Raw genomic sequence first — 18,813 nt, forward strand, 5'->3', positions numbered from 1 at the left:
TGCGACAGCGGGATATTGCCTCCGCATTCCGCGCAACGTCGGTTGAGCATAGACCGGAACCATACCGCTTGCCGGTCGCTGAGGCTTTTTCTCGTTTCCGTCACGCTTCCCCCTCCGCCGCAGCTCGCGCCTTCAACTCTTTGCGGATCACCTTGCCGGTCACGGTCATCGGCAGGCCGTCCAGAAAGGCGATTTCGCGGGGGTAGGAATAATGGGCTAGGCGCTCCTTGACGTAGTCCTGCAGCTCTTTCTCGGTAGCCGCGGCGCCCTCTTTCAGCACCACATAGGCCTTGACGATCTCGGTGCGCATCGGGTCGGGCTTGCCCACAACGCCGACCGTGGCGACACTTGGATGGGTCAGCAGGCAATCCTCGATCTCGGCCGGGCCGATGCGATAGCCGGAAGAGGTGATGACGTCATCTTCGCGGCCAACAAAGCGCAGATAGTCGCCCTCCCAGATGCCGCGATCACCTGTGATCAGCCAGTCACCTTGGAATTTCTCGGCCGTCTCCTTGGGCCGGTTCCAGTATTCCAGCATCATCGAGGCAGAGCCGCGCCGCACCGCAACATCGCCCTCATGGTCGGTGGGATTGCCCTCGGCATCGATCACGGCGACCTCATGCCCCCGCACGGCCTTGCCGATGCAGCCCGGACGCGGCGGGAAATCCACCCCACAGGAGGAGGCAACCATATTGCATTCGGTCTGCCCGTAGAATTCGTTGATGGTAAGGCCGAATGCCTCCTGCCCCCAGGCGAGCATCTCTGCCCCCAAAGGCTCACCGCCCGAAGCAACCGAGCGCAGACCGGGCACGGCCTTGCCTGCGGCCTTCAGCATCCTGAGCGCGGTCGGCGGGAAGAAGACATTGCGCACGTCGGCCCGCTCAATCAGATCCAGGCAGGCCTCGGGCGTGAACTTGTCGAGCCGCGCGGCAACAACAGGCACACCCAGCGCAAGACCGGGCATCAGCACGTCGAACAGCCCCCCGATCCAGGCCCAGTCCGCAGGGGTCCAGAGGCAATCGCCCGGCTGACCCAGATGATCGTGGCTGATGGCAACGCCCGGCAGGTGCCCGGTCAGCACCCGGTGCGCATGAAGCGCCCCCTTGGGGCTGCCGGTGGTGCCGGAGGTATAAATAAGGACTGCTGGGGTTTCCGAGCTGGTTTCGGCAAAAGGGACCGGGCTGCCCTCGATGCCCGCATCCTGCACCATCACCGCCTCGGCCAGATCACCAAGCAGCATCGCGCCTTCGGGATCTGTGAGCACAAACCGTACGCCCGCATCCCCTGCCCGCGACGCCAGCGCATCGCGCTGAAACAGCTTGAACAGAGGCACCGAGATCGCCCCAACCTTCCAGATCGCAAGGTGCGCGGCGGCGCACCATGGCGACTGGCTGAGCAGCACGCCCACGCGATCGCCCGGCTGGATCCGTGACAGAAGATATCGCGCCAACCCGTCGACCATCGACGCCAGTTCGCCGTGTGAAATGTCACGCCGCTCTGGCCCGGTCAGATCAATGAGCGCACAGGCATCCGGCGCATGCGCCATGGCCTGCGCCGCCATGTTCAGTGCCCGGGGCACATCCCATGCCCCGTCACGTTTTAAACCCGGAATATGGCGCGGCTCTGACATGATCAGCCCTTCCCGAAACGCATAGCTGCTATGCGCGATTTTCTTTTTATTTCAGAGGCAAAGCCCATGCGGCCTTGATCCAGATCAGAGACCGTTTTCGTTCCATGGCACAGAATGGAACGGTAAAAGACAGAAAAGGGATTTCCCTCATGAAACGCATGGTTTCCGCTCTCGCCATCTCTGCGGCGCTTGTTGCCGGAGCGGCCCCGGCTGTTGCCCAGTCGCAGGGCGACTGGACCTTCGGCGCAGGTATCGCCAACGTGAACCCCAAGTCGAACAACGGCACGCTTGCGGGCGGCGCGGCGACGATCAACGACGACACCCAACTGTCGCTGACGGTTGAATACTTCATCCGCGACAATCTGGGTATCGAGCTTCTGGCCGCGACCCCGTTTGAGCATGACATCTCGATCAATGGCGGCTATGCGGGCACCACCAAGCAGCTGCCCCCGACCCTGTCGCTGAACTACCACTTCCCGACCAAGGGCAAGGTCAAACCCTTTCTGGGGGTTGGCGTGAACTACACCACCTTCTTTGAGGAAAGCTCGCCCCTCGGGACGCTCAGCCTTGACGACAGCTGGGGTCTGGCGATCAACGCCGGTGCAGACTGGCAGGTCTCGGACAACGGCGCGCTGCGCTTCAACGTGCGCTACATGGATATCGACAGCGAAGCCTTCCTGAACGGCGCCTCGATCGGCACCGCAGAGATTGATCCGGTCGTGATTGGTGTCGCCTACGTGCACCGCTTCTGATCCCGTGTTGCAGTTGGGCAGGTGCTTCCCTCGTCCCTGCCTGCTGTTCCAGTTGTTAAAGGCGTCGCCCCGTGCGGCGCCTTTTTCTCTTTCACATGCCGGGTCGGCTCTTGCTTGCACACCCGCATATGAACCTTGCCCGCCATCAGGCTTCTGGTTGGGGCAGCCCCGCAGTGTCTGGCCCTGAAAAGCCGATCAACCCGCCCAGAACATTGACTTCGTAGCGATATATCTCCCCAGCGCCGCCCCCTTTCGGGCGGCATGTGACCACCAGCCAGCTCCACGCTCCGCTTCCGGGGTGCGCAAAACAATCCGTCACCTGCGCTGCAGCTGGCCGACCGGACCCCGCATGGTCAGCCAGATACCGCTGTGCATAAAGGGTGATCACGTCGGTTTCCGTGAGCCCCTGCCGCTGGATGCCGTACCGAAGCCCGATCACCGCCAACAAGAGCGTCAGCAGAATGACCGGGATCCAGTAGGCAATCCGCATCAGCCCATATGCGCCATCAGCTCGCGGCCAATCAGCATGCGGCGGATTTCCGATGTGCCCGCGCCGATCTCCATCAGCTTGGCATCGCGGAAGATGCGGCCCACCGGGTTGTCGCTGAGATAGCCGGCGCCACCAAAGGCCTGCACCGCCTGATGCGCCTGCACCATCGCCTGTTCAGAGGCATAAAGACAGCAGGCCGCCGCATCCTGGCGCGTGACCGTGCCGCTGTCGCAGGCCTTGGCCACCTCGTAGACATAGGCGCGGGCCGAGTTCATCGCCGTGAACATGTCGGCGATCTTGCCCTGCATCAGCTGAAAGTTCCCGATCGGCTGACCGAACTGCTTGCGCTCTTTCATGTAGGGCATCATCTCGTCCATGCAGGCCGCCATGATCCCGGTGCCGATGCCCGCAAGAACAACGCGCTCATAATCGAGGCCGGACATCAGCACCTTGACGCCCTTGCCCTCTTCGCCCAGCACGTTCTCGAAGGGCACTTCGCAGTCTTCAAAGATCAGCTCGGCCGTGTTCGAACCGCGCATGCCCAGCTTGTCGAAATGGACCGAGGTCGAGAACCCCTTGAACTCTTTTTCGATGAGGAAGGCGGTGATGCCCTTGGAACCTGCCTCTGGGTCGGTTTTGGCATAGACCACCAGCGTGTCGGCGTCGGGGCCGTTGGTGATCCAGTATTTGTTGCCATTGAGGCGATAGTGATCGTTGCGCTTTTCAGCGCGCAAGCTCATCGAGACCACATCAGAACCTGCGCCTGCCTCGGACATGGCCAGGGCCCCCACATGCTCGCCCGAAATCAGGCGCGGCAGGTATTTCTGCTTCTGCTCCTCATTGGCGTTCAGCTTGATCTGGTTGACGCAGAGGTTGGAATGCGCGCCATAGGACAGCGAGACCGACGCGCTTGCGCGGGCGATTTCCTCGACCGCGACCGTGTGGGCGAGGTAGGACATGCCAGCCCCGCCGAACTCTTCGGGGACCGTGATGCCAAGCAGACCGAGATCACCCATCTCTTTCCAGAGTTCAGCCGGGAACTCATTCTTCTGATCGATTCCCTGCGCCATGGGTTTGACGCGCTCCTGCGCCCAGCGATGCACCATATCGCGCAGCGCATTCACATCCTCACCCAGATCAAAGGTCATGCTTGCGTTGAACATCCCGCGTCTCCTCCCGAGTCATCGCGAATTATTTGAACATGCGTTCATTTATCACCATCAAACCCGCGCCCGTCAAGCACCACATTACCCGATCAGCCATTTCTGGCGGACCGGCTCTGCCACCCGCACGCGTGACGTTGCACAGAAGACAGGCCTTATCCCGCCGCGCACCATGCTGCGGCCACAGATGGACAGACGCCCGCCCCGCTTCTATCCTCGAGCACGACGCGCTCTGACCGCACAAGAAACCCATCATCCCCAATGACCAAGATCGTCCTTCATCTCAAAGCGAGTGACCTGCAGAGCGGATTTTCTGGCTGGCATCTTGAGTTCTACCAAGTTCTGGGCGCGCTGATGGAAGCCCATGGCATTCGGGTGGAAAGCCGCCAGCGCGACGGCGATATTCGCATCGACACGCGCACCATTCGCGACAGCCGTTTTGACGATGGAAATCTGCACATCATCGACGACCGGTCGGTCAGGGCGCCCAACGTGCTTAATGCAGGGGTGGCGTATTTCTGGCGCTTCTGGCAGCTGGACCCACGAGGCGTGAAGGCCTTCAGCTCAACCGGCGACACCCCCTATGAGCCTGACCAGATGCCGCGGCGTCGGGCACAGAGCTTTTTTGACAACATGCACAAACGCTATGTGCGGTCCCGCAAATCGAAATACGACCAGCCCGAGACCTCGCAACAGTTTCCCGAAGGGGCGATCTCGGTCTTCTTTCAGGGCGACTATCCGGTCACCTCCGGCGCAACATCGACCACGGACATCGAGATGCTGAGGGCGGTGCAGTCCGGTGCGGGGGATCGGCGCATCATCGTCAAGCCACACCCGCTGACGAGCAACGTCTCCGACATTGCGGAAACCCTGGCCCTGGCCGAGGCGGACAACCGGATCATCGTGACCGACGCCAATGTTCACGACATCCTCAGTGCCAGCTGTGCCACGGTTTCCATCAACTCGACCGTCGCCCTGGAAGGTTTCCTGCATCGCAAGCCTGCGATCCTCTTTGGCCGTTCGGACTTTCACCATCTGGCAGGTCAGGTTCACGACCCGCAGGAGTTTTCCAGGGTCCTAGCCGATGAGCTGGACCGCGACGAAGGTTACGAGCAGTTCCTCGCCTGGTATTTCCTGAAGATGTGCCTGCCGCTCAGCAGTGCCCGCCTCGAAGAGCGGATCTGGCAGATCTTCACCCAAGCCGGATTTCCGCGCGCCCGTTTTATGTAGCAGCCTCGCCCTGGAACACGGCGCCCACTTCGGCGCGAATGATGCGGGCGATCTGGGCGCAATCCTCAAGGGAAAAGGTCAGCGGCACCCGCATATCCACGATCCCGGCAAGAATGCGGTCGCTGTTTGGCAGTCGCGGCGTTTCCGCGTAGCGCCAGCTGTCATAGCGCGAGGTAAAGGCGACAGGCTCTGCCCCGCCGAACCATTTCAGTTCCACACCGCGCGCGGCGCAGCGGCGCAAGACCTCCTGAACCCGTTCAGCCGCCCAGTCGAGCAGCAGGAACTGGAAGGAAGAGCCGACATAGGTTTCCCGCGCGGGGCGCTCGACCACGGTCAGTCCGGGGGTGCCGCGCAGCCCGTTCTCAAGCGTGCGGTAACGTTCGTTCCAGCGCGCGACCTGTGCATCCAGATATCGCATTTGCGGTCGCAGGATGGCAGCCCGCAGATTGTCCATCCGGCCAGAGATATTGGGGGTCTCAAATTTGATCTGCTCGAACACCTCGGGGTCGGGCCCCGCCAGATGGCGCCCGTACAGCATGTAGGACCCGGACAGCATGATCGCGCGCGCCGCGATCTCGGCATCATCGGAGACCAGCAGCCCCCCCTCGCCCGAATTCACATGCTTGTAGGTCTGGCAGGAATAGCAGCCAATCGCCCCATGACGCCCGGAACGCACCCCGTTCCAAGCCGCTCCCATGGTGTGGGCGCAATCCTCGATCACGATGATCCCGGCGGCGTTGCAGATCTCCATCAGCCGGTCCATGTCACAAAGATGCCCGCGCATGTGGCTGAGCATCAGGACACGCGCCTGATCCGCCTTGGCCGCAAGATCCTCCAGATCGATGGTCAGATCCTCGGTCACATCCACGTAGACAGGCTTTGCGCCCACCGCCGCGATGGAACCGGGCACCGGCGCCAGGGTGAAGGCGTTGGTCAAAACCCGATCGCCGTGACCCACTCCGACGGCTCTCAGAGCGGTCGCAAGCGCATAGCCCCCGGAAGCTACGGCGAGGCAGTATTTCGCCCCGACCTGATCCGCGAACTCACGCTCAAGAAGCGCGGTCTCTCCAACCTCACCCTCCGCGACGTTGTAACGGTGCAGGCGCCCGTGGCGCATGACCTCGACGGCGGCTTCAATCGCCTCTTCGGGGATAGGTTCCTGCTGGGTGAAACTGCCGGTGAATATCTCGCTCATGATGCGTTTGTGGGGCCGCCCAGCCCGCTGGTCAAGGGGGAAGACGCACTCGGCCAGCCCGCTCAGGGCAGCAGTTGATCGACCAAATCGGGCAGGTCCTCGTAGCGGTGCAGCAGCGCGTCGGGCTTCAGCGCCGCCATATCCTCGCCGGAGGGGCCAAAGGTCACCAGCACCGAAGGCACGCCAGCCGCCGACGAAGTATTGCGGTCGGTGTCGCTGTCGCCGATCAGAACCGTTCGGGCAGGATCCCCGCCTGCCCGGCGGGCCGCCTCAAAGAGCGGCGCAGGATCGGGTTTGCGCACCGGCAACGTGTCTGCGCCGACAAGCGAGGCAAAGACATCGCGCACGCCAAGTGAGCGCATCAGCTGTTCGGCCAGCACCTCCGGCTTGTTGGTGCAGATGCCAACGCCGTAGCCACGCACCTTCAGCGCCTCGACCGCCTCCATCGCACCGGGATAAAGGAACGTATGCAGGTCAATCGCCTCGCGATAGGCGTCCAGCAAGACGGGGTAATAGTCCTCGACCGTGGCCTCGCGGTATGCGCCGACACGTTTCAACCCTTCGGTCAGCATGCGTTTGCCGCCGCGCAGAGCAATCCCGGCATCATTCGGATGGGTCAGCACATCTCCATGTCCCATCTGGCGAAAACAGGCATTGGCAGCCGCCAGCAGATCGCCCGACGTATCCGCCAGAGTTCCGTCGAGATCGAAGATCACAGTCCGCATATCGCTCCCCTTCGGCGCATTTCCGCCGCCTGATGTTGCAAGACGCAACCTAGTTTGATGGCTGAACGCCTTGCGCGCCCATTGTTAGCGGATAAAACGGGGGCGCTGAAAAGACAAAGAGAAACATAACATGAGCACAGCCCTCGTCATCCTGGCCGCAGGCAAAGGCACGCGGATGAATTCGGACCTGCCCAAGGTTCTGCACCCCATCGCGCAGGCGCCGATGCTGGAACATGCCATGGCGGCGGGCCGCGCGCTGGAGCCGGAGCGCATCGTGGTCGTCGCAGGTCATGGCGCCGAGGCCGTACGTGCCGCAGTTGCGGAAATCGACGAGAGCGCCGAAGTGGTGCTGCAGGAGGAACAGCTTGGCACCGCTCATGCGGTGGATCAGGCGCGCGATGCGCTTGCCGGTTTCACCGGCGATGTGGTGGTTCTTTATGGCGACACACCTTTCATCAGCGGCGAGACGATCACCCGCATGATCGAGGCACGCGCCAATGCCGATCTGGTAGTTCTGGGGTTTGAGGCTGCGGATCCAGGCCGCTACGGACGGCTGGTGATGGAAGGGGACAGCCTGGAGCGCATCGTGGAGTTCAAGGACGCCAGCGAAGCGGAGCGGGAAATCACCTTCTGCAACTCGGGCCTGATGGCCTGCGCTGCGCCCGCTATGTTCGACCTGATTGCTGAAGTGGGCAACGACAACGCGTCGGGCGAGTATTACCTCACGGACCTTGTGGCGCTGGCCCGCGGCAAGGGGCTACGCGTCACCGCCGTGGCCTGCGATGAAGCCGAGACGCTGGGCATCAACTCCCGCGCGGAACTCGCCCGCGCCGATGCGCTGTTCCAGACCCGCACCCGAACCGAGGCGCTGGAGAACGGCGTGACCCTGATGGCGCCCGACACCGTCTATTTCGCCTATGATACGGTTGTAGGCCGCGACACGGTCATCGAACCCAACGTGGTTTTCGGCCCCGGCGTCACGGTGGAAAGCGGCGCCCTGATCCGCGCCTTCTCGCACCTGGAAGGCTGCCATGTCAGCCGCGGCGCCAAGGTCGGCCCCTATGCCCGCCTGCGCCCCGGCGCGGAGCTGGCGGAGGACACCCATATCGGCAACTTCGTTGAAATCAAGAACGCCGAGATCAAAGCGGGTGCCAAGGTCAACCATCTGTCTTACGTGGGCGATGCCTCGGTCGGGGAAGCGACCAACATCGGCGCCGGCACCATCACCTGCAACTATGACGGCGTGATGAAGCATCGAACCGAGATTGGCGCACGGGCCTTCATCGGGTCGAACACCCTTCTGGTGGCCCCGGTGCGCGTCGGAAACGAGGCGATGACCGCCAGCGGCACCGTCGTAACAAAGAGTGTCGCGGATGGAGATCTCGCGATCGCGCGCAGCCCGCAAGAAAACAAGCCGGGGCGTGCGCGCAAATTGATGGACATGCTGCGCGCCAAGAAGGCCCGCAAGACAAAAGGAGCCAAGTGATGTGTGGTATCGTCGGAGTTCTTGGCAATCATGAGGCCGCGCCCCTGCTGGTGGAGGCGCTGAAGCGGCTGGAATACCGCGGCTATGACAGCGCCGGGATCGCCACCGTCAACGAAGGCAAGCTGGATCGCCGCCGCGCCGTGGGCAAGCTGGTGAACCTCAGCGATCTTCTTGTTCACGATCCCCTGCCGGGAAAATCGGGCATCGGTCACACCCGCTGGGCCACACACGGCGCGCCCTCTGTCGGGAATGCCCATCCCCATCGCGCGGGTGCCGTCGCCGTGGTGCACAACGGGATCATCGAGAATTACCGCGATCTGCGGGCCGAACTGGCCGAGGTGGGGATCAAGTTTCAGACCGAAACGGATACCGAAACCGTGGCCCTGATGACCGAGCACTACATGCAGAGCGGAATGGGTCCGGTAGAGGCAGCCCGCAAGACCCTGTCGCGACTGGACGGCGCCTTTGCGCTGGCTTTCCTGTTCGACGGCGAAGAGGATCTGATCGTTGCCGCCCGCAAGGGGTCCCCGCTGGCGATCGGTCACGGCGAGGGAGAGATGTTCGTGGGCAGTGATGCCATCGCGCTGGCGCCACTCACCGACCGGATCACCTATCTGGAAGAAGGCGATTGCGCCGTGCTGACCCGCACCAGCCTCGAGATCCGCGACGCAAACGGAGATTTGGCCAATCGCTCGGTCAGGACCATCCAGATGGATGCGGCCCAGGTGGATAAAGGCGGTCATAAGCATTTCATGGCCAAGGAAATTGCCGAACAGCCCACGGTGATTGCCGAAGCCATCCGCCACTATCTGCCGGTGGGCGAAGACGCTGTGCACCTGCCGGGCGAGGGAATCGACTTCACCAGAATTGACCGGCTGACACTGGTGGCCTGCGGCACGGCCTTTTATGCCTGTCTGACCGCAAAATACTGGTTCGAAAAACTGGCCCGCATTCCCGTCGAGGTCGATATCGCGTCCGAATTTCGCTACCGCGAGCCCCCGATCCCAGCGCGCACAGCGGCCCTGTTTGTCTCACAATCCGGGGAAACGGCCGATACATTGGCGGCGCTTCGCTATTGTCAGGGGAAGGCGGACCGGATCCTGTCGGTGGTCAACGTGCCAGAAAGCTCCATCGCGCGCGAAAGCGATCTGGCGCTGCCGATCCACGCAGGTGTTGAAATTGGCGTCGCCTCGACCAAGGCGTTCACCTGCCAGCTGAGCGTGCTTTTGATGCTTGCACTGAAGGCCGCGACCGACCGTGGCGAGATCAGCGACGAGGATCTTCAGGCGCATGTTTCCGCCCTGCGCGGGCTGCCCAATGTCCTGTCTGCGGCGCTGGAGCAGAACGAGACGATCCGCCAGACCTCTCTCAAGCTGAGCGAAGCGCGCGATGTGCTTTTCCTAGGGCGCGGGTTGATGTTTCCGCTGGCCCTTGAGGGCGCGCTGAAGCTGAAAGAGATCAGCTACATCCATGCCGAGGCCTATGCCTCGGGCGAATTGAAACACGGGCCCATCGCGCTGATTGACGCCAACATGCCGGTGGTGGTGATGGCGCCCCGCGATGAGCTGTTCGACAAATCCGTGTCCAACATGCAGGAAGTGATGGCGCGCAAGGGCAAGGTCATGCTGGTCTCCGACGCCGAGGGGCTGGCCGAGGCGGGCGATGAGGTCTGGCAGGCCATCCGGATGCCGCAGATCCACGACAGCCTGACGCCGATCCTCTATGCCCTTCCCGCGCAGATGCTGGCCTATCACACCGCCGTGGCCAAGGGCACCGATGTGGACCAGCCGCGCAATCTCGCCAAATCCGTGACGGTGGAATAGGCCATGACACTGGAGGAGGCGCTGGAGCAGCTGAATGCGCTGGTCGAGCCGGGGCGCGCCGAGCAGATGGCCGCCTATCACAAGCAGACGCGCAAGGTGCTGGGCGTCCCGAATCCTGCGGTCAATGATCTGACCAAGAGCTGGCGCCAGGCGATGTCGACAGAGGACCGCGTCGCACTTGCCGGTGCACTGTGGGAAACGGATATCTTTGAAGCCCGCATCGCGGCAGCCAAGCTGCTCACACAGGCCCGCATCAAGAGTGACGAAGCTGTCTGGTCGCTGGTGTCTTCGTGGCTGGCCGATTTCGACAGCTGGGCGATCGCCGATCACGCCTGCATGGCGGCGCAGAAACGGCTGGTGGCCGATCCCGCGCGACTGGATGAGGTAGAAACCTGGACACACTCCGATCACATGTGGACCCGCCGCGCCGCCCTTGTGGCCACCCTGCCCTGGGCCAAGCTGAACAATATCAAACCCGAAGATGAGGCGCGTCGGAGCCGTATCCTGGGCTGGGCGGCTGCTTATGTGCCCGACCGGGACTGGTTCATCCAGAAAGCTGTCGCCTGGTGGCTGCGCGATCTCAGTAAACATGATGCCGAGGCCACGCGCGCGTTTCTGGCCGAGCATGGTGCTGCGATGAAACCCTTCGCCCGCAAGGAAGCCGGGAAACACCTCAAGGGCGAGGCGCCGGACGCAGACTAACTCGCCGGGCGCACCTGCAGTTCCACCAGTTCGGTCAGCGGCACGCCGAGGGCGCGCATGGCCGCGATCGACACCCGCGCGCTGCCCCCCGTCGGGGAGGGTTTCAGTGTCACGACCACTTCGGACCCGTTGGCACTGCGCAGCCGCGCCTTTTGCGGACTGCTGACCAGAGAGGTTTCCATCCAAAGTCCGGGCACCGCCGGATCACCCAGCGAGGCGATAACCTGTTCTGTCCCGGTAAAGACCGTCTCGGGCGCGACCTCCTCTTCCGCGGGCACCTCAACAGTCTGCTCGGGCACATCGAGGGCACCGCCCGTCGCATCCAAAGGCACCTGCGGGCCGGTCTGTTCTGGCAGCGGTGCAGGCTCTTCCTTCTTGAGACTGGGAAGCTTTGGCATTTCAAAGTCGCCGCAGCCGCCAAGCAGCAGAAGCGAAAGGGCGGAGGATGTAAGGGTCAACAGTCGCATGATCCGAACCTACGGTCCGTCCGGGCGTCTGACCAGATGAAAATCGGACCTTGTTTCATGAAAATGCACTCCCCTCTTGCCGCAGGGCCAAGCGCGCTTTACCTATTCTGCCATGACTGCTCCGCTGATAGATCCCTTCGCCCGCGCCATCACCTACCTGCGCGTTTCGGTCACCGACCGTTGTGATTTCCGCTGCGTCTACTGCATGTCGGAAAACATGACCTTTCTGCCCAAAAAGGAACTGCTGACGCTGGAAGAGCTGGACCGGCTCTGCTCCACCTTTGTCGGCATGGGGGTCGAGAAACTGCGCATTACTGGCGGTGAGCCTCTGGTGCGGCGCGATATCATGACATTCTTCCGCGCCATGTCCCGGCATCTGGACAGCGGCGCCCTGAAAGAGCTGACGCTCACAACAAATGGCTCGCAGCTGGAGAAGTACGCTCAGGACCTGTTTGATGCGGGGGTGCGGCGCGTCAATGTCTCGCTTGATACGCTGGACGAGCAGAAATTCGCGGATGTGACCCGCTGGGGCCGCCTGCCCCAGGTGCTGCGCGGCATTGATGCGGCGCAGAAGGCAGGCCTTCGGATCAAGATCAATGCGGTGGCCCTCAAAGGCTTCAACGAGCCGGAGCTGCCTCAGATCACTCGCTGGTGCGCAGAGCGGGGCATGGACCTCACCTGGATTGAAGTCATGCCCATGGGCGACATCGGCAATGAGGATCGTCTCGATCAGTACTGGTCCCTTAAGGATGTGCGCAAAGAATACGAAAACCACTACACGGTCACGGACCTTGCTGAACGCACCGGCGGCCCGGCCCGCTATGTGCGGCTTGAGGAAACCGGGCAGAAGATCGGATTTATCACTCCGCTCAGCCACAATTTCTGCGAAAGCTGCAACCGCGTGCGTCTTACCTGCACGGGCGAATTGTACATGTGCCTCGGCCAGGAGGACATGGCGGATCTGCGCGCGCCGCTGCGCGATCACCCCGACACCGAGGCTCCGCTCGAAGAGGCGATCCGCGCTGCGATCAATCTCAAGCCCAAGGGGCATGATTTCGACTACTCCCGTCAGACGCTTGGCGGGCAGATGCCCCGCCACATGAGCCACACCGGCGGCTGAGATGACCTCCTCACACGCCGGCGGCAAGGCCACGGCCCTGTTTCACGCCTATCGCGCCGCGACCGCGATGATTGCGCCCTTTGCCTATCGCAAAGTGGCGGCAAAACTCGCCGCGCAGGGTGTTCCCGAGGCGCGCCAGCGCGAACGCATGGGGCACGCCAGCCAGCCGCGCCCAGCGCTGCCCCACCATGCACCGCTGATCTGGTTTCACGGTGCCTCTGTCGGGGAAAGCCTGGCGGCAATCACTCTGATAAACCGTCTGTCTGCACGGCTGCCCGAAGCGGGGTTTCTGTTGACCTCTGGCACAGCCACCTCTGCGGTGATGGCCGAAAAACGCCTGCCGGACTGTGCGGTCCACCAGTTCGCACCGCTGGATGCCGCTGGACCGGTCCGCCGTTTCCTAGCCCATTGGCGCCCAGATGCAGGAATATTCGTGGAAAGCGAGCTGTGGCCTGTCACGCTCAATGCGGCCCGGAAATCCGGCACCCGACTGGCGCTCGTCAATGCCCGCCTCTCTGCGCGATCACTCCAGAGCTGGCACAAGCGCGCCGCAACCGCCCGGTTCATCCTGTCGCGATTCGATCTGTTGCTCAGCCAGAACGACCAGATGGCGCAAGACCTCATCTCTCTGGGAGCAGATCCCGCGCGGGTCCTTCCGGGGGGCAACCTCAAGGCCGGTGCTGCGCCGCTGCCCGTGGACCAGACAGCCCTGAAGGCGCTCCGCGAGGCAATCGGAAAGCGTACGGCGTGGATCGCCTCCTCCACCCACAAGGGCGAAGAAGAAATCGTCCTGAACGCCCACAAGGCTCTTCTGGAGCGCCATCCTGACCTTTGCCTCGTGCTAATCCCCCGTCACCCGGAGCGCGCCGAGGACCTCTGCACGCTGATCGACAAAGCCGACCTTTCCCTGGCCCGACGCAGCACCGGTGAGGCGCTTTCACCGCAAACCCAGGTCTACCTTGCCGACACGCTAGGAGAACTGGGCACCTTCTATGCTCTCTCCCCCGTCGTTTTCCTGGGCGGCTCGTTATTGCCCATCGGCGGGCACAATCCCTTTGAGGTGGCCAATGCTGGCGCAGCCGTGATCACAGGCCCCGGCACCCAGAATTTTGCCGAGACCTTTCCGCCGCTTATCGCCGCTGGCGGGGCGATTGAAGTGGCCGATGCGGCGGAACTGGTGCAGGCAGCCGGAAACTGGCTCAGCGACACCGCAGCTTTGGAGGCCGCGCGCGGCGCTGCGAGCGGCTATGCTAAGGAGCAGGCTCAAAAGCTCGACGGGATCACGGAGCTTCTCATCGAAAGGCTGGGATTGGCCGCAGCGCAGGCGCAGTCCGATGGCTGATCTCTTTGTCACCAACTTCAACCGCAATTTCACCGGCGTTTCGGCCACCGCCGCCAATGTGGTCCGACAACAGGCCCTGACCCACGATCTGCGCCTGGTGGGCCGTGCCCTGCCGGGATGCCCTGCCCCAATTTCCACCGCCGAGGCACGGCGTCTGTGCCACAAGGCGCCAGAGGGCAAACCCTTTGCTATCTGGCACGTTCGCAGGAATACGGAGATGCGTGCCGCAATCTGGGCACGGGACGTACTGCGCCTGCCCATCCGCATTGTCTTCACCTCGGCGGCGCAGCGGCGGCATTCGGCCTTTCCGCGCTGGCTGATCAGCCGGATGGACGCGGTTGTCGCCACCACGGAAAAGGCCGCAGAATTCGTCCCCCATGTGCGCGCGGTGGTGCCCCATGGGGTGGATACCGATCTGTTCCGGCCTGCCGAAAACCGCGCAACCGCCTGGGCGGCGCTTGGGTATGGCGGAAACCTCGGGATTGCGACTGTGGGGCGGATCCGGCCAGAAAAGGGCACCGATGTCTTTGTCGATGCGATGATCAGTCTGTTGCCGTCGCTGCCGGGGGCGGTTGCCCTCGTGATCGGGCGGGCCGCACGAAAGCATCAGGGGTTCCTGAAGGATCTGAAGACCCGCATCGCGGCTGCGGGCCTCACGGATCGCATCCTGTTTCCCGGTGAAATCCCGGCCACCAATCTGCCCCAGGTCATGCGCGCCCTGTCGCTGGTGGTGCAGCTTCCCCGATACGAAGGCTACGGCATGGCCCCACTTGAAGCGATGGCCAGCGGCGTGCCGTTTGTGGGCTCCGAAGCAGGGTATTACCGCGCCTTTTCGGCGCAGGGCAGAAGCGGGATGATTGTCCCGCTGGAGGCCGGATCGGCAGCGGCGGAAGCGGCACGCAGCATCCTGAGCGATCCGGGGCGCCACGCGCAAATGGCCCGAAATGCCCGCGACATCGCCCAGCACAGTTTCAGCGCAAGATCAGAGGCCGAGGGGATCGAAGCCGTCTATCAATCGCTCTGGTCCGAGGGCCGAGCATAAGAAAGGCCCGGCAAAAAACCGGGCCTTCTCTTTCCAGTCAAGATCGCCTCAAGCGGCAGGCATGCGCTGCTCGACAATACCGGCCCACCAGCTGCAACCCGCCGGAATGGCCTCGTCATTGAAGTTGTATTCCGGGTGGTGCACATCGGCGCTGTCGCCGTTGCCGACCAGGATATAGGCGCCGGGGCGCTCTTCCAGCATATAGGCGAAATCCTCACCGCCCATGACCAGCGGTGCCTCATCGCAGCTGCCGGAAATGTCGCTCGCAACCTTGGCCGCGAATTCGGTCTGCTCCTCGTGGTTCACCATGACAGGGTAGCCGCGGTTGTAGGTGACGTCCGCCGTGCCGCCAAAGGTCGCGGCAACGCCTGCGCAGATTTCCTTGATCCGCTTTTCGGCCAGATCGCGCATCTCCTTGGACATGGTGCGCACGGTGCCCTTGATCTGGACCCGCTGCGGGATCACGTTGAAGGCCTTCGAGGAGGTCTCGAACGAGGTGACCGACACGACGACGCGGTCAACCGGGTCCGCGTTGCGCGATGCAATGGTCTGCAGTGCCAGAACCGCCTGGGCGGTCATCACGGTGGTGTCGATGGTCTCATGCGGTTTCGCCGCATGGCCGCCGCGCCCTTCGAAAGTGATGTCGAAGGTGTCGGTCGCCGCAAAGAAGGCACCGGGACGGATCGCAAAGCTGCCAATCGGTTTGCCGGGCCAGTTGTGCATGCCGTAGACTTCCTGGATATTCCAGCGCGCCATCATGCCATCGTCGCACATTTCCTTGCCGCCGCCGCCGCCTTCTTCGGCGGGCTGGAAGATCACCACAACCGTGCCGTCAAAGTTGCGAGTTTCCGACAGGTATTTGGCTGCGCCCAGCAGCATGGCGGTGTGGCCGTCATGGCCACAGGCATGCATGGCATTCGCGGTCTTGGAGGCGTACTCCAGCCCGGTCTGTTCGTGGATCGGCAGCGCGTCCATGTCGGCGCGCAGGCCAATGACCTTGCCCGAGGTGTCGGACTTGCCCTTGATCACCCCCACCACGCCAGTGCGGCCAATGCCGGTGACGATTTCGTCGCAGCCGAATTCCTTCAGCTTTTCGGCCACAAGCGCCGAAGTGCGGTGGGTTTCGAACAGGATCTCGGGGTTTTCGTGCAAATCGCGGCGCCAGGCGGTGATTTCGTCCTGAAGCTCGGCAAAACGGTTCTTGACCGGCATATCATTCACTCCTTTTGTTATCTGTTTTGTCCGGCGCTATTTGCGCCGGTGGCACGCGCGGCGGTTCAGGCCGCGGGCATTCTTCTTTCGACGAGTTCTGCAAACCAGCTGATACCGGCCGGGATGATCTCGTCGTTGAAATCGTATTCGGGATGGTGGAGCCCCGCGCTGTTGCCATTGCCAAGGCGAATCATGGCGCCCGGACGCTCCATCAGCATGAAGGAGAAATCCTCTCCGCCCATCAGGATCGGCACGTCTCCGCAGCTCGTCACGGCTTCGGCGGCCTCGCGGGCGTATTCAGTCGCGGCCTCATCGTTGATGGTAACGGGCACGCCAATGCGCATCTCGACTTCGACCGAGCCGCCGAAGGTCTGCGCAACACCCTCGGCGATCTCCTTGATCCGTTTGGGGATCATGGCGCGCACCTCTTCGGAATGGGTGCGGATGGTGCCGCGCACCTCGGCCCTGTCGGGGATCACGTTGAACGCCTTGGAGGAGGTCTCGGCGCTGGTCAGCGTCATGACGGCCTTCTCGATCGGATCCATATTGCGCGAGACAATGGTCTGTAGCGCGGCGATCATGTGGCACATCATCACCGTCGTATCGACGGTCATATGTGGCTTGGCACCATGGCCGCCGCGCCCCTTGAGGTGCAGGGTGAACTCATCGACCGAGGCCAAGATCGGGCCTGGACGGATCGCGAACTTGCCCGCCTCGATGCCGGGACTGTTGTGGATGGCATAGACCTCGTCGATGCCGAACCGCTCCATCATGCCGTCCTTGACCATGGCCTCGCCGCCATTGCCGCCCTCTTCAGCGGGCTGAAAGATCACGACGGCGGTGCCATCGAAATTGCGGGTCTCGGCCAGGTATTTTGCTGCCCCCAAGAGCATCGCGGTATGGCCGTCGTGGCCGCAGGCATGCATGGCATTGGGGATCATCGAGGCATGCGGCAGGCCAGTCTGTTCCTGCATCGGCAGCGCGTCCATGTCGGCCCGCAGGCCAATCGCGCGGCCCCTGGTATCGGTGCGACCGCGAATAACGGCCACAACGCCGGTTCGCCCGATGCCCGTCACCACCTCGTCGCAGCCAAAGCTTTTCAGCTTTTCGGCAACCAGCGCCGAGGTCCGGTGCGTGTCATACAGGATCTCTGGGTGTTCGTGAATGTCGCGTCGCCAGCCGGCGACCTCTTCCTGAAACTCTGCAGCGCGGTTCTTGACGGGCATTTTTCTCTCCTTAGGCGGCGGGCATTCGTCGTTCGACCAGTTCGGCAAACCAGCTGCACCCCAAGGGGATCGCTTCGTCGTCGAACACGTAGGCCGGGTGGTGGCACATGGCCGTGTCGCCATTGCCAAGGAAGATATAGGCACCGGGGCGTTCTTCCAGCATATAGGCGAAATCTTCTGACGGCATGATCGGATCGGTCTCTTCAATCACATCCGGGGAAACAGCCCGCGCAGCCGCAACCGCATATTGGGTTTCATCTGGCGTGTTGATTGTGACGGGATAGCCCGGGGTCCATTCCACCTTGGCCGTGGCGCCATAGGCGGCGGCGACATTTTCCGCCACTTGCCGTACCCAGCCCTCGGCAAGCGCGCGGTATTCCGTGTCGAGCGTGCGCACGGTGCCCTGCAGACGCGCCTGATGGGCAATCACGTTGGAGGCCGTGCTGTCGGTCTCAAAAGTGCCCACGGTCAGAACAACCCGTTTCACCGGGTTCACATTGCGCGACACGATGGAATGCAGCGAAACCACGATCTGCGAGGCGACCAGAGTGGTATCGATTGCCTCATGGGGCGCGGCGGCATGTCCGCCCTTGCCGGTCACGGTGATCTCGAACTCGTCAGATGAGGCCAGGAGCGCGCCCGGGCGGGTGGCAAACTGTCCGACCGGCAGCCCGGGCATGTTGTGAAGGCCATAGACCTCCTGAATGCCCCAGCGCTCCATCAGACCATCGTCACACATGGCCTTGCCACCCGCGCCGCCCTCTTCGGCGGGCTGGAAGATCAGGACGACCTTGCCATCGAAATTGCGAGTCTCCGACAGGTATTTGGCCGCCCCCAGCAGGATCGCGGTATGACCGTCATGACCGCAGGCATGCATCACGCCCGGTGTATTGGAGGGATAGTCCACGCCCGAGGCCTCGTGGATGGGCAGCGCGTCCATATCGGCGCGCAGGCCGATCACCCGCCCCGAAGTGTTGGTCTTGCCCTCGATCACCGCGACCACGCCGGTCCGGCCGATGCCGGTGGTGATGGCGCTCTCGTCGAGTCCGATTTCCTTGAGCCGCTCTACGACAAATGCCGCAGTTTTATGCACCTCGTAGAGGAGTTCAGGATTCTCATGCAGATGGCGGCGCCACTTGGTGATCTCTTCCTGCATCTCGGCAAAACGATTCTTGACTGGCATCCTGTCCCTCTTGGTTGAAGCGGTC

The 18,813-nt window shown here is 62.7% G+C and carries 17 protein-coding genes; 8 read left to right on the top strand and 9 right to left on the bottom strand.

The window, feature by feature from the left end; genetic code table 11:
* Positions 1-100 precede the first annotated feature (100 nt).
* Positions 101-1,630, bottom strand: a complete 1,530-nt coding sequence (locus AADA15_RS02900; RefSeq protein WP_341640026.1) for an AMP-binding protein — start codon at positions 1,628-1,630, stop codon at positions 101-103.
* 149 nt (positions 1,631-1,779) lie between these two features.
* Here AADA15_RS02900 and AADA15_RS02905 point away from each other — a divergent pair, with 149 nt between their 5' ends.
* Positions 1,780-2,382 (top strand): OmpW/AlkL family protein, encoded by a 603-nt coding sequence (locus AADA15_RS02905; RefSeq protein ID WP_341640027.1) that lies wholly within the window; start codon positions 1,780-1,782, stop codon positions 2,380-2,382.
* A gap of 145 nt (positions 2,383-2,527) precedes the next feature.
* Here the strand turns inward: AADA15_RS02905 and AADA15_RS02910 are convergent, their stop codons facing one another.
* Both AADA15_RS02910 and AADA15_RS02915 read right to left on the bottom strand, forming a co-directional pair.
* Complete coding sequence (locus tag AADA15_RS02910; RefSeq protein ID WP_341640028.1) at positions 2,528-2,872, bottom strand: hypothetical protein; 345 nt, start codon at positions 2,870-2,872, stop codon at positions 2,528-2,530.
* Positions 2,872-4,035 carry an isovaleryl-CoA dehydrogenase gene (locus AADA15_RS02915; protein WP_341640029.1) on the bottom strand — a complete coding sequence of 388 codons (1,164 nt, stop codon included), beginning with the start codon at positions 4,033-4,035 and terminating at the stop codon, positions 2,872-2,874. Before AADA15_RS02915 ends, AADA15_RS02910 begins: the two co-directional genes overlap by 1 nt.
* 261 nt (positions 4,036-4,296) lie before the next feature.
* Here AADA15_RS02915 and AADA15_RS02920 point away from each other — a divergent pair, with 261 nt between their 5' ends.
* On the top strand, positions 4,297-5,265 hold the full coding sequence (locus tag AADA15_RS02920) for a capsular polysaccharide export protein, LipB/KpsS family (protein WP_341640030.1): 969 nt from the start codon (positions 4,297-4,299) through the stop codon (positions 5,263-5,265).
* Here the strand turns inward: AADA15_RS02920 and AADA15_RS02925 are convergent.
* Complete coding sequence (locus AADA15_RS02925; RefSeq protein WP_341640031.1) at positions 5,258-6,460, bottom strand: DegT/DnrJ/EryC1/StrS family aminotransferase; 1,203 nt, start codon at positions 6,458-6,460, stop codon at positions 5,258-5,260. The genes AADA15_RS02920 and AADA15_RS02925 overlap by 8 nt on opposite strands.
* 62 nt (positions 6,461-6,522) lie before the next feature.
* Positions 6,523-7,185 (bottom strand): HAD-IA family hydrolase, encoded by a 663-nt coding sequence (locus AADA15_RS02930; RefSeq protein WP_341640032.1) that lies wholly within the window; start codon positions 7,183-7,185, stop codon positions 6,523-6,525.
* A gap of 130 nt (positions 7,186-7,315) precedes the next feature.
* Here AADA15_RS02930 and glmU point away from each other — a divergent pair, with 130 nt between their 5' ends.
* From glmU to AADA15_RS02945, 3 genes are read left to right on the top strand one after another with little or no spacing between them, the layout of a single operon-like run.
* The gene (glmU, locus tag AADA15_RS02935; protein ID WP_341640033.1) at positions 7,316-8,671 is read left to right on the top strand and encodes a bifunctional UDP-N-acetylglucosamine diphosphorylase/glucosamine-1-phosphate N-acetyltransferase GlmU; all 1,356 of its coding nucleotides are present in this window, start codon (positions 7,316-7,318) and stop codon (positions 8,669-8,671) included.
* Positions 8,671-10,494: a glutamine--fructose-6-phosphate transaminase (isomerizing) gene (gene glmS / locus AADA15_RS02940; RefSeq protein WP_341640034.1), complete on the top strand. Its 1,824-nt coding sequence runs from the start codon at positions 8,671-8,673 to the stop codon at positions 10,492-10,494. Before glmU ends, glmS begins: the two co-directional genes overlap by 1 nt.
* 3 nt (positions 10,495-10,497) lie before the next feature.
* Positions 10,498-11,196: a DNA alkylation repair protein gene (locus AADA15_RS02945; RefSeq protein WP_341640035.1), complete on the top strand. Its 699-nt coding sequence runs from the start codon at positions 10,498-10,500 to the stop codon at positions 11,194-11,196.
* Here AADA15_RS02945 and AADA15_RS02950 read toward each other — a convergent pair.
* Complete coding sequence (locus tag AADA15_RS02950; protein ID WP_341640036.1) at positions 11,193-11,663, bottom strand: hypothetical protein; 471 nt, start codon at positions 11,661-11,663, stop codon at positions 11,193-11,195. The genes AADA15_RS02945 and AADA15_RS02950 overlap by 4 nt on opposite strands.
* Before the next feature lie 112 nt (positions 11,664-11,775).
* Here AADA15_RS02950 and moaA point away from each other — a divergent pair, with 112 nt between their 5' ends.
* The 3 genes from moaA to AADA15_RS02965 are packed head-to-tail and all read left to right on the top strand — an operon-like array spanning position 11,776 to position 15,167.
* The gene (gene moaA / locus AADA15_RS02955) at positions 11,776-12,783 is read left to right on the top strand and encodes a GTP 3',8-cyclase MoaA (protein WP_341640075.1); all 1,008 of its coding nucleotides are present in this window, start codon (positions 11,776-11,778) and stop codon (positions 12,781-12,783) included.
* A gap of 1 nt (position 12,784) precedes the next feature.
* Complete coding sequence (locus AADA15_RS02960) at positions 12,785-14,125, top strand: 3-deoxy-D-manno-octulosonic acid transferase (protein WP_341640037.1); 1,341 nt, start codon at positions 12,785-12,787, stop codon at positions 14,123-14,125.
* Positions 14,118-15,167, top strand: a complete 1,050-nt coding sequence (locus tag AADA15_RS02965) for a glycosyltransferase family 4 protein (RefSeq protein ID WP_341640038.1) — start codon at positions 14,118-14,120, stop codon at positions 15,165-15,167. Before AADA15_RS02960 ends, AADA15_RS02965 begins: the two co-directional genes overlap by 8 nt.
* A 48-nt stretch (positions 15,168-15,215) precedes the next feature.
* Here the strand turns inward: AADA15_RS02965 and AADA15_RS02970 are convergent, their stop codons facing one another.
* From AADA15_RS02970 to AADA15_RS02980, 3 genes are all read right to left on the bottom strand, one after another.
* Complete coding sequence (locus AADA15_RS02970; RefSeq protein WP_341640039.1) at positions 15,216-16,379, bottom strand: M20 aminoacylase family protein; 1,164 nt, start codon at positions 16,377-16,379, stop codon at positions 15,216-15,218.
* A 65-nt stretch (positions 16,380-16,444) separates the two neighbouring features.
* Positions 16,445-17,605: a M20 aminoacylase family protein gene (locus AADA15_RS02975; RefSeq protein ID WP_341640040.1), complete on the bottom strand. Its 1,161-nt coding sequence runs from the start codon at positions 17,603-17,605 to the stop codon at positions 16,445-16,447.
* 10 nt (positions 17,606-17,615) lie between these two features.
* A complete protein-coding gene (locus AADA15_RS02980) occupies positions 17,616-18,788 on the bottom strand; it encodes a M20 aminoacylase family protein (protein WP_341640041.1) in 1,173 nt (390 codons plus the stop codon).
* Positions 18,789-18,813: the final 25 nt, after the last annotated feature.

The sequence above is a fragment of the Phycobacter sedimenti genome, from assembly GCF_038148855.1.
GTDB lineage: Bacteria > Pseudomonadota > Alphaproteobacteria > Rhodobacterales > Rhodobacteraceae > Phycobacter > Phycobacter sedimenti.

What these genes read in the sequence shown, in the direction of transcription:
- AADA15_RS02900 (WP_341640026.1), bottom strand. Translation starts at nt 1,630, where the DNA reads ATGTCAGAGCCGCGCCATATTCCGGGTTTAAAACGTGACGGGGCATGG.
- AADA15_RS02905 (WP_341640027.1), top strand. Translation starts at nt 1,780, where the DNA reads ATGAAACGCATGGTTTCCGCTCTCGCCATCTCTGCGGCGCTTGTTGCC.
- AADA15_RS02910 (WP_341640028.1), bottom strand. Translation starts at nt 2,872, where the DNA reads ATGCGGATTGCCTACTGGATCCCGGTCATTCTGCTGACGCTCTTGTTG.
- AADA15_RS02915 (WP_341640029.1), bottom strand. Translation starts at nt 4,035, where the DNA reads ATGTTCAACGCAAGCATGACCTTTGATCTGGGTGAGGATGTGAATGCG.
- AADA15_RS02920 (WP_341640030.1), top strand. Translation starts at nt 4,297, where the DNA reads ATGACCAAGATCGTCCTTCATCTCAAAGCGAGTGACCTGCAGAGCGGA.
- AADA15_RS02925 (WP_341640031.1), bottom strand. Translation starts at nt 6,460, where the DNA reads ATGAGCGAGATATTCACCGGCAGTTTCACCCAGCAGGAACCTATCCCC.
- AADA15_RS02930 (WP_341640032.1), bottom strand. Translation starts at nt 7,185, where the DNA reads ATGCGGACTGTGATCTTCGATCTCGACGGAACTCTGGCGGATACGTCG.
- glmU (WP_341640033.1), top strand. Translation starts at nt 7,316, where the DNA reads ATGAGCACAGCCCTCGTCATCCTGGCCGCAGGCAAAGGCACGCGGATG.
- glmS (WP_341640034.1), top strand. Translation starts at nt 8,671, where the DNA reads ATGTGTGGTATCGTCGGAGTTCTTGGCAATCATGAGGCCGCGCCCCTG.
- AADA15_RS02945 (WP_341640035.1), top strand. Translation starts at nt 10,498, where the DNA reads ATGACACTGGAGGAGGCGCTGGAGCAGCTGAATGCGCTGGTCGAGCCG.
- AADA15_RS02950 (WP_341640036.1), bottom strand. Translation starts at nt 11,663, where the DNA reads ATGCGACTGTTGACCCTTACATCCTCCGCCCTTTCGCTTCTGCTGCTT.
- moaA (WP_341640075.1), top strand. Translation starts at nt 11,776, where the DNA reads ATGACTGCTCCGCTGATAGATCCCTTCGCCCGCGCCATCACCTACCTG.
- AADA15_RS02960 (WP_341640037.1), top strand. Translation starts at nt 12,785, where the DNA reads ATGACCTCCTCACACGCCGGCGGCAAGGCCACGGCCCTGTTTCACGCC.
- AADA15_RS02965 (WP_341640038.1), top strand. Translation starts at nt 14,118, where the DNA reads ATGGCTGATCTCTTTGTCACCAACTTCAACCGCAATTTCACCGGCGTT.
- AADA15_RS02970 (WP_341640039.1), bottom strand. Translation starts at nt 16,379, where the DNA reads ATGCCGGTCAAGAACCGTTTTGCCGAGCTTCAGGACGAAATCACCGCC.
- AADA15_RS02975 (WP_341640040.1), bottom strand. Translation starts at nt 17,605, where the DNA reads ATGCCCGTCAAGAACCGCGCTGCAGAGTTTCAGGAAGAGGTCGCCGGC.
- AADA15_RS02980 (WP_341640041.1), bottom strand. Translation starts at nt 18,788, where the DNA reads ATGCCAGTCAAGAATCGTTTTGCCGAGATGCAGGAAGAGATCACCAAG.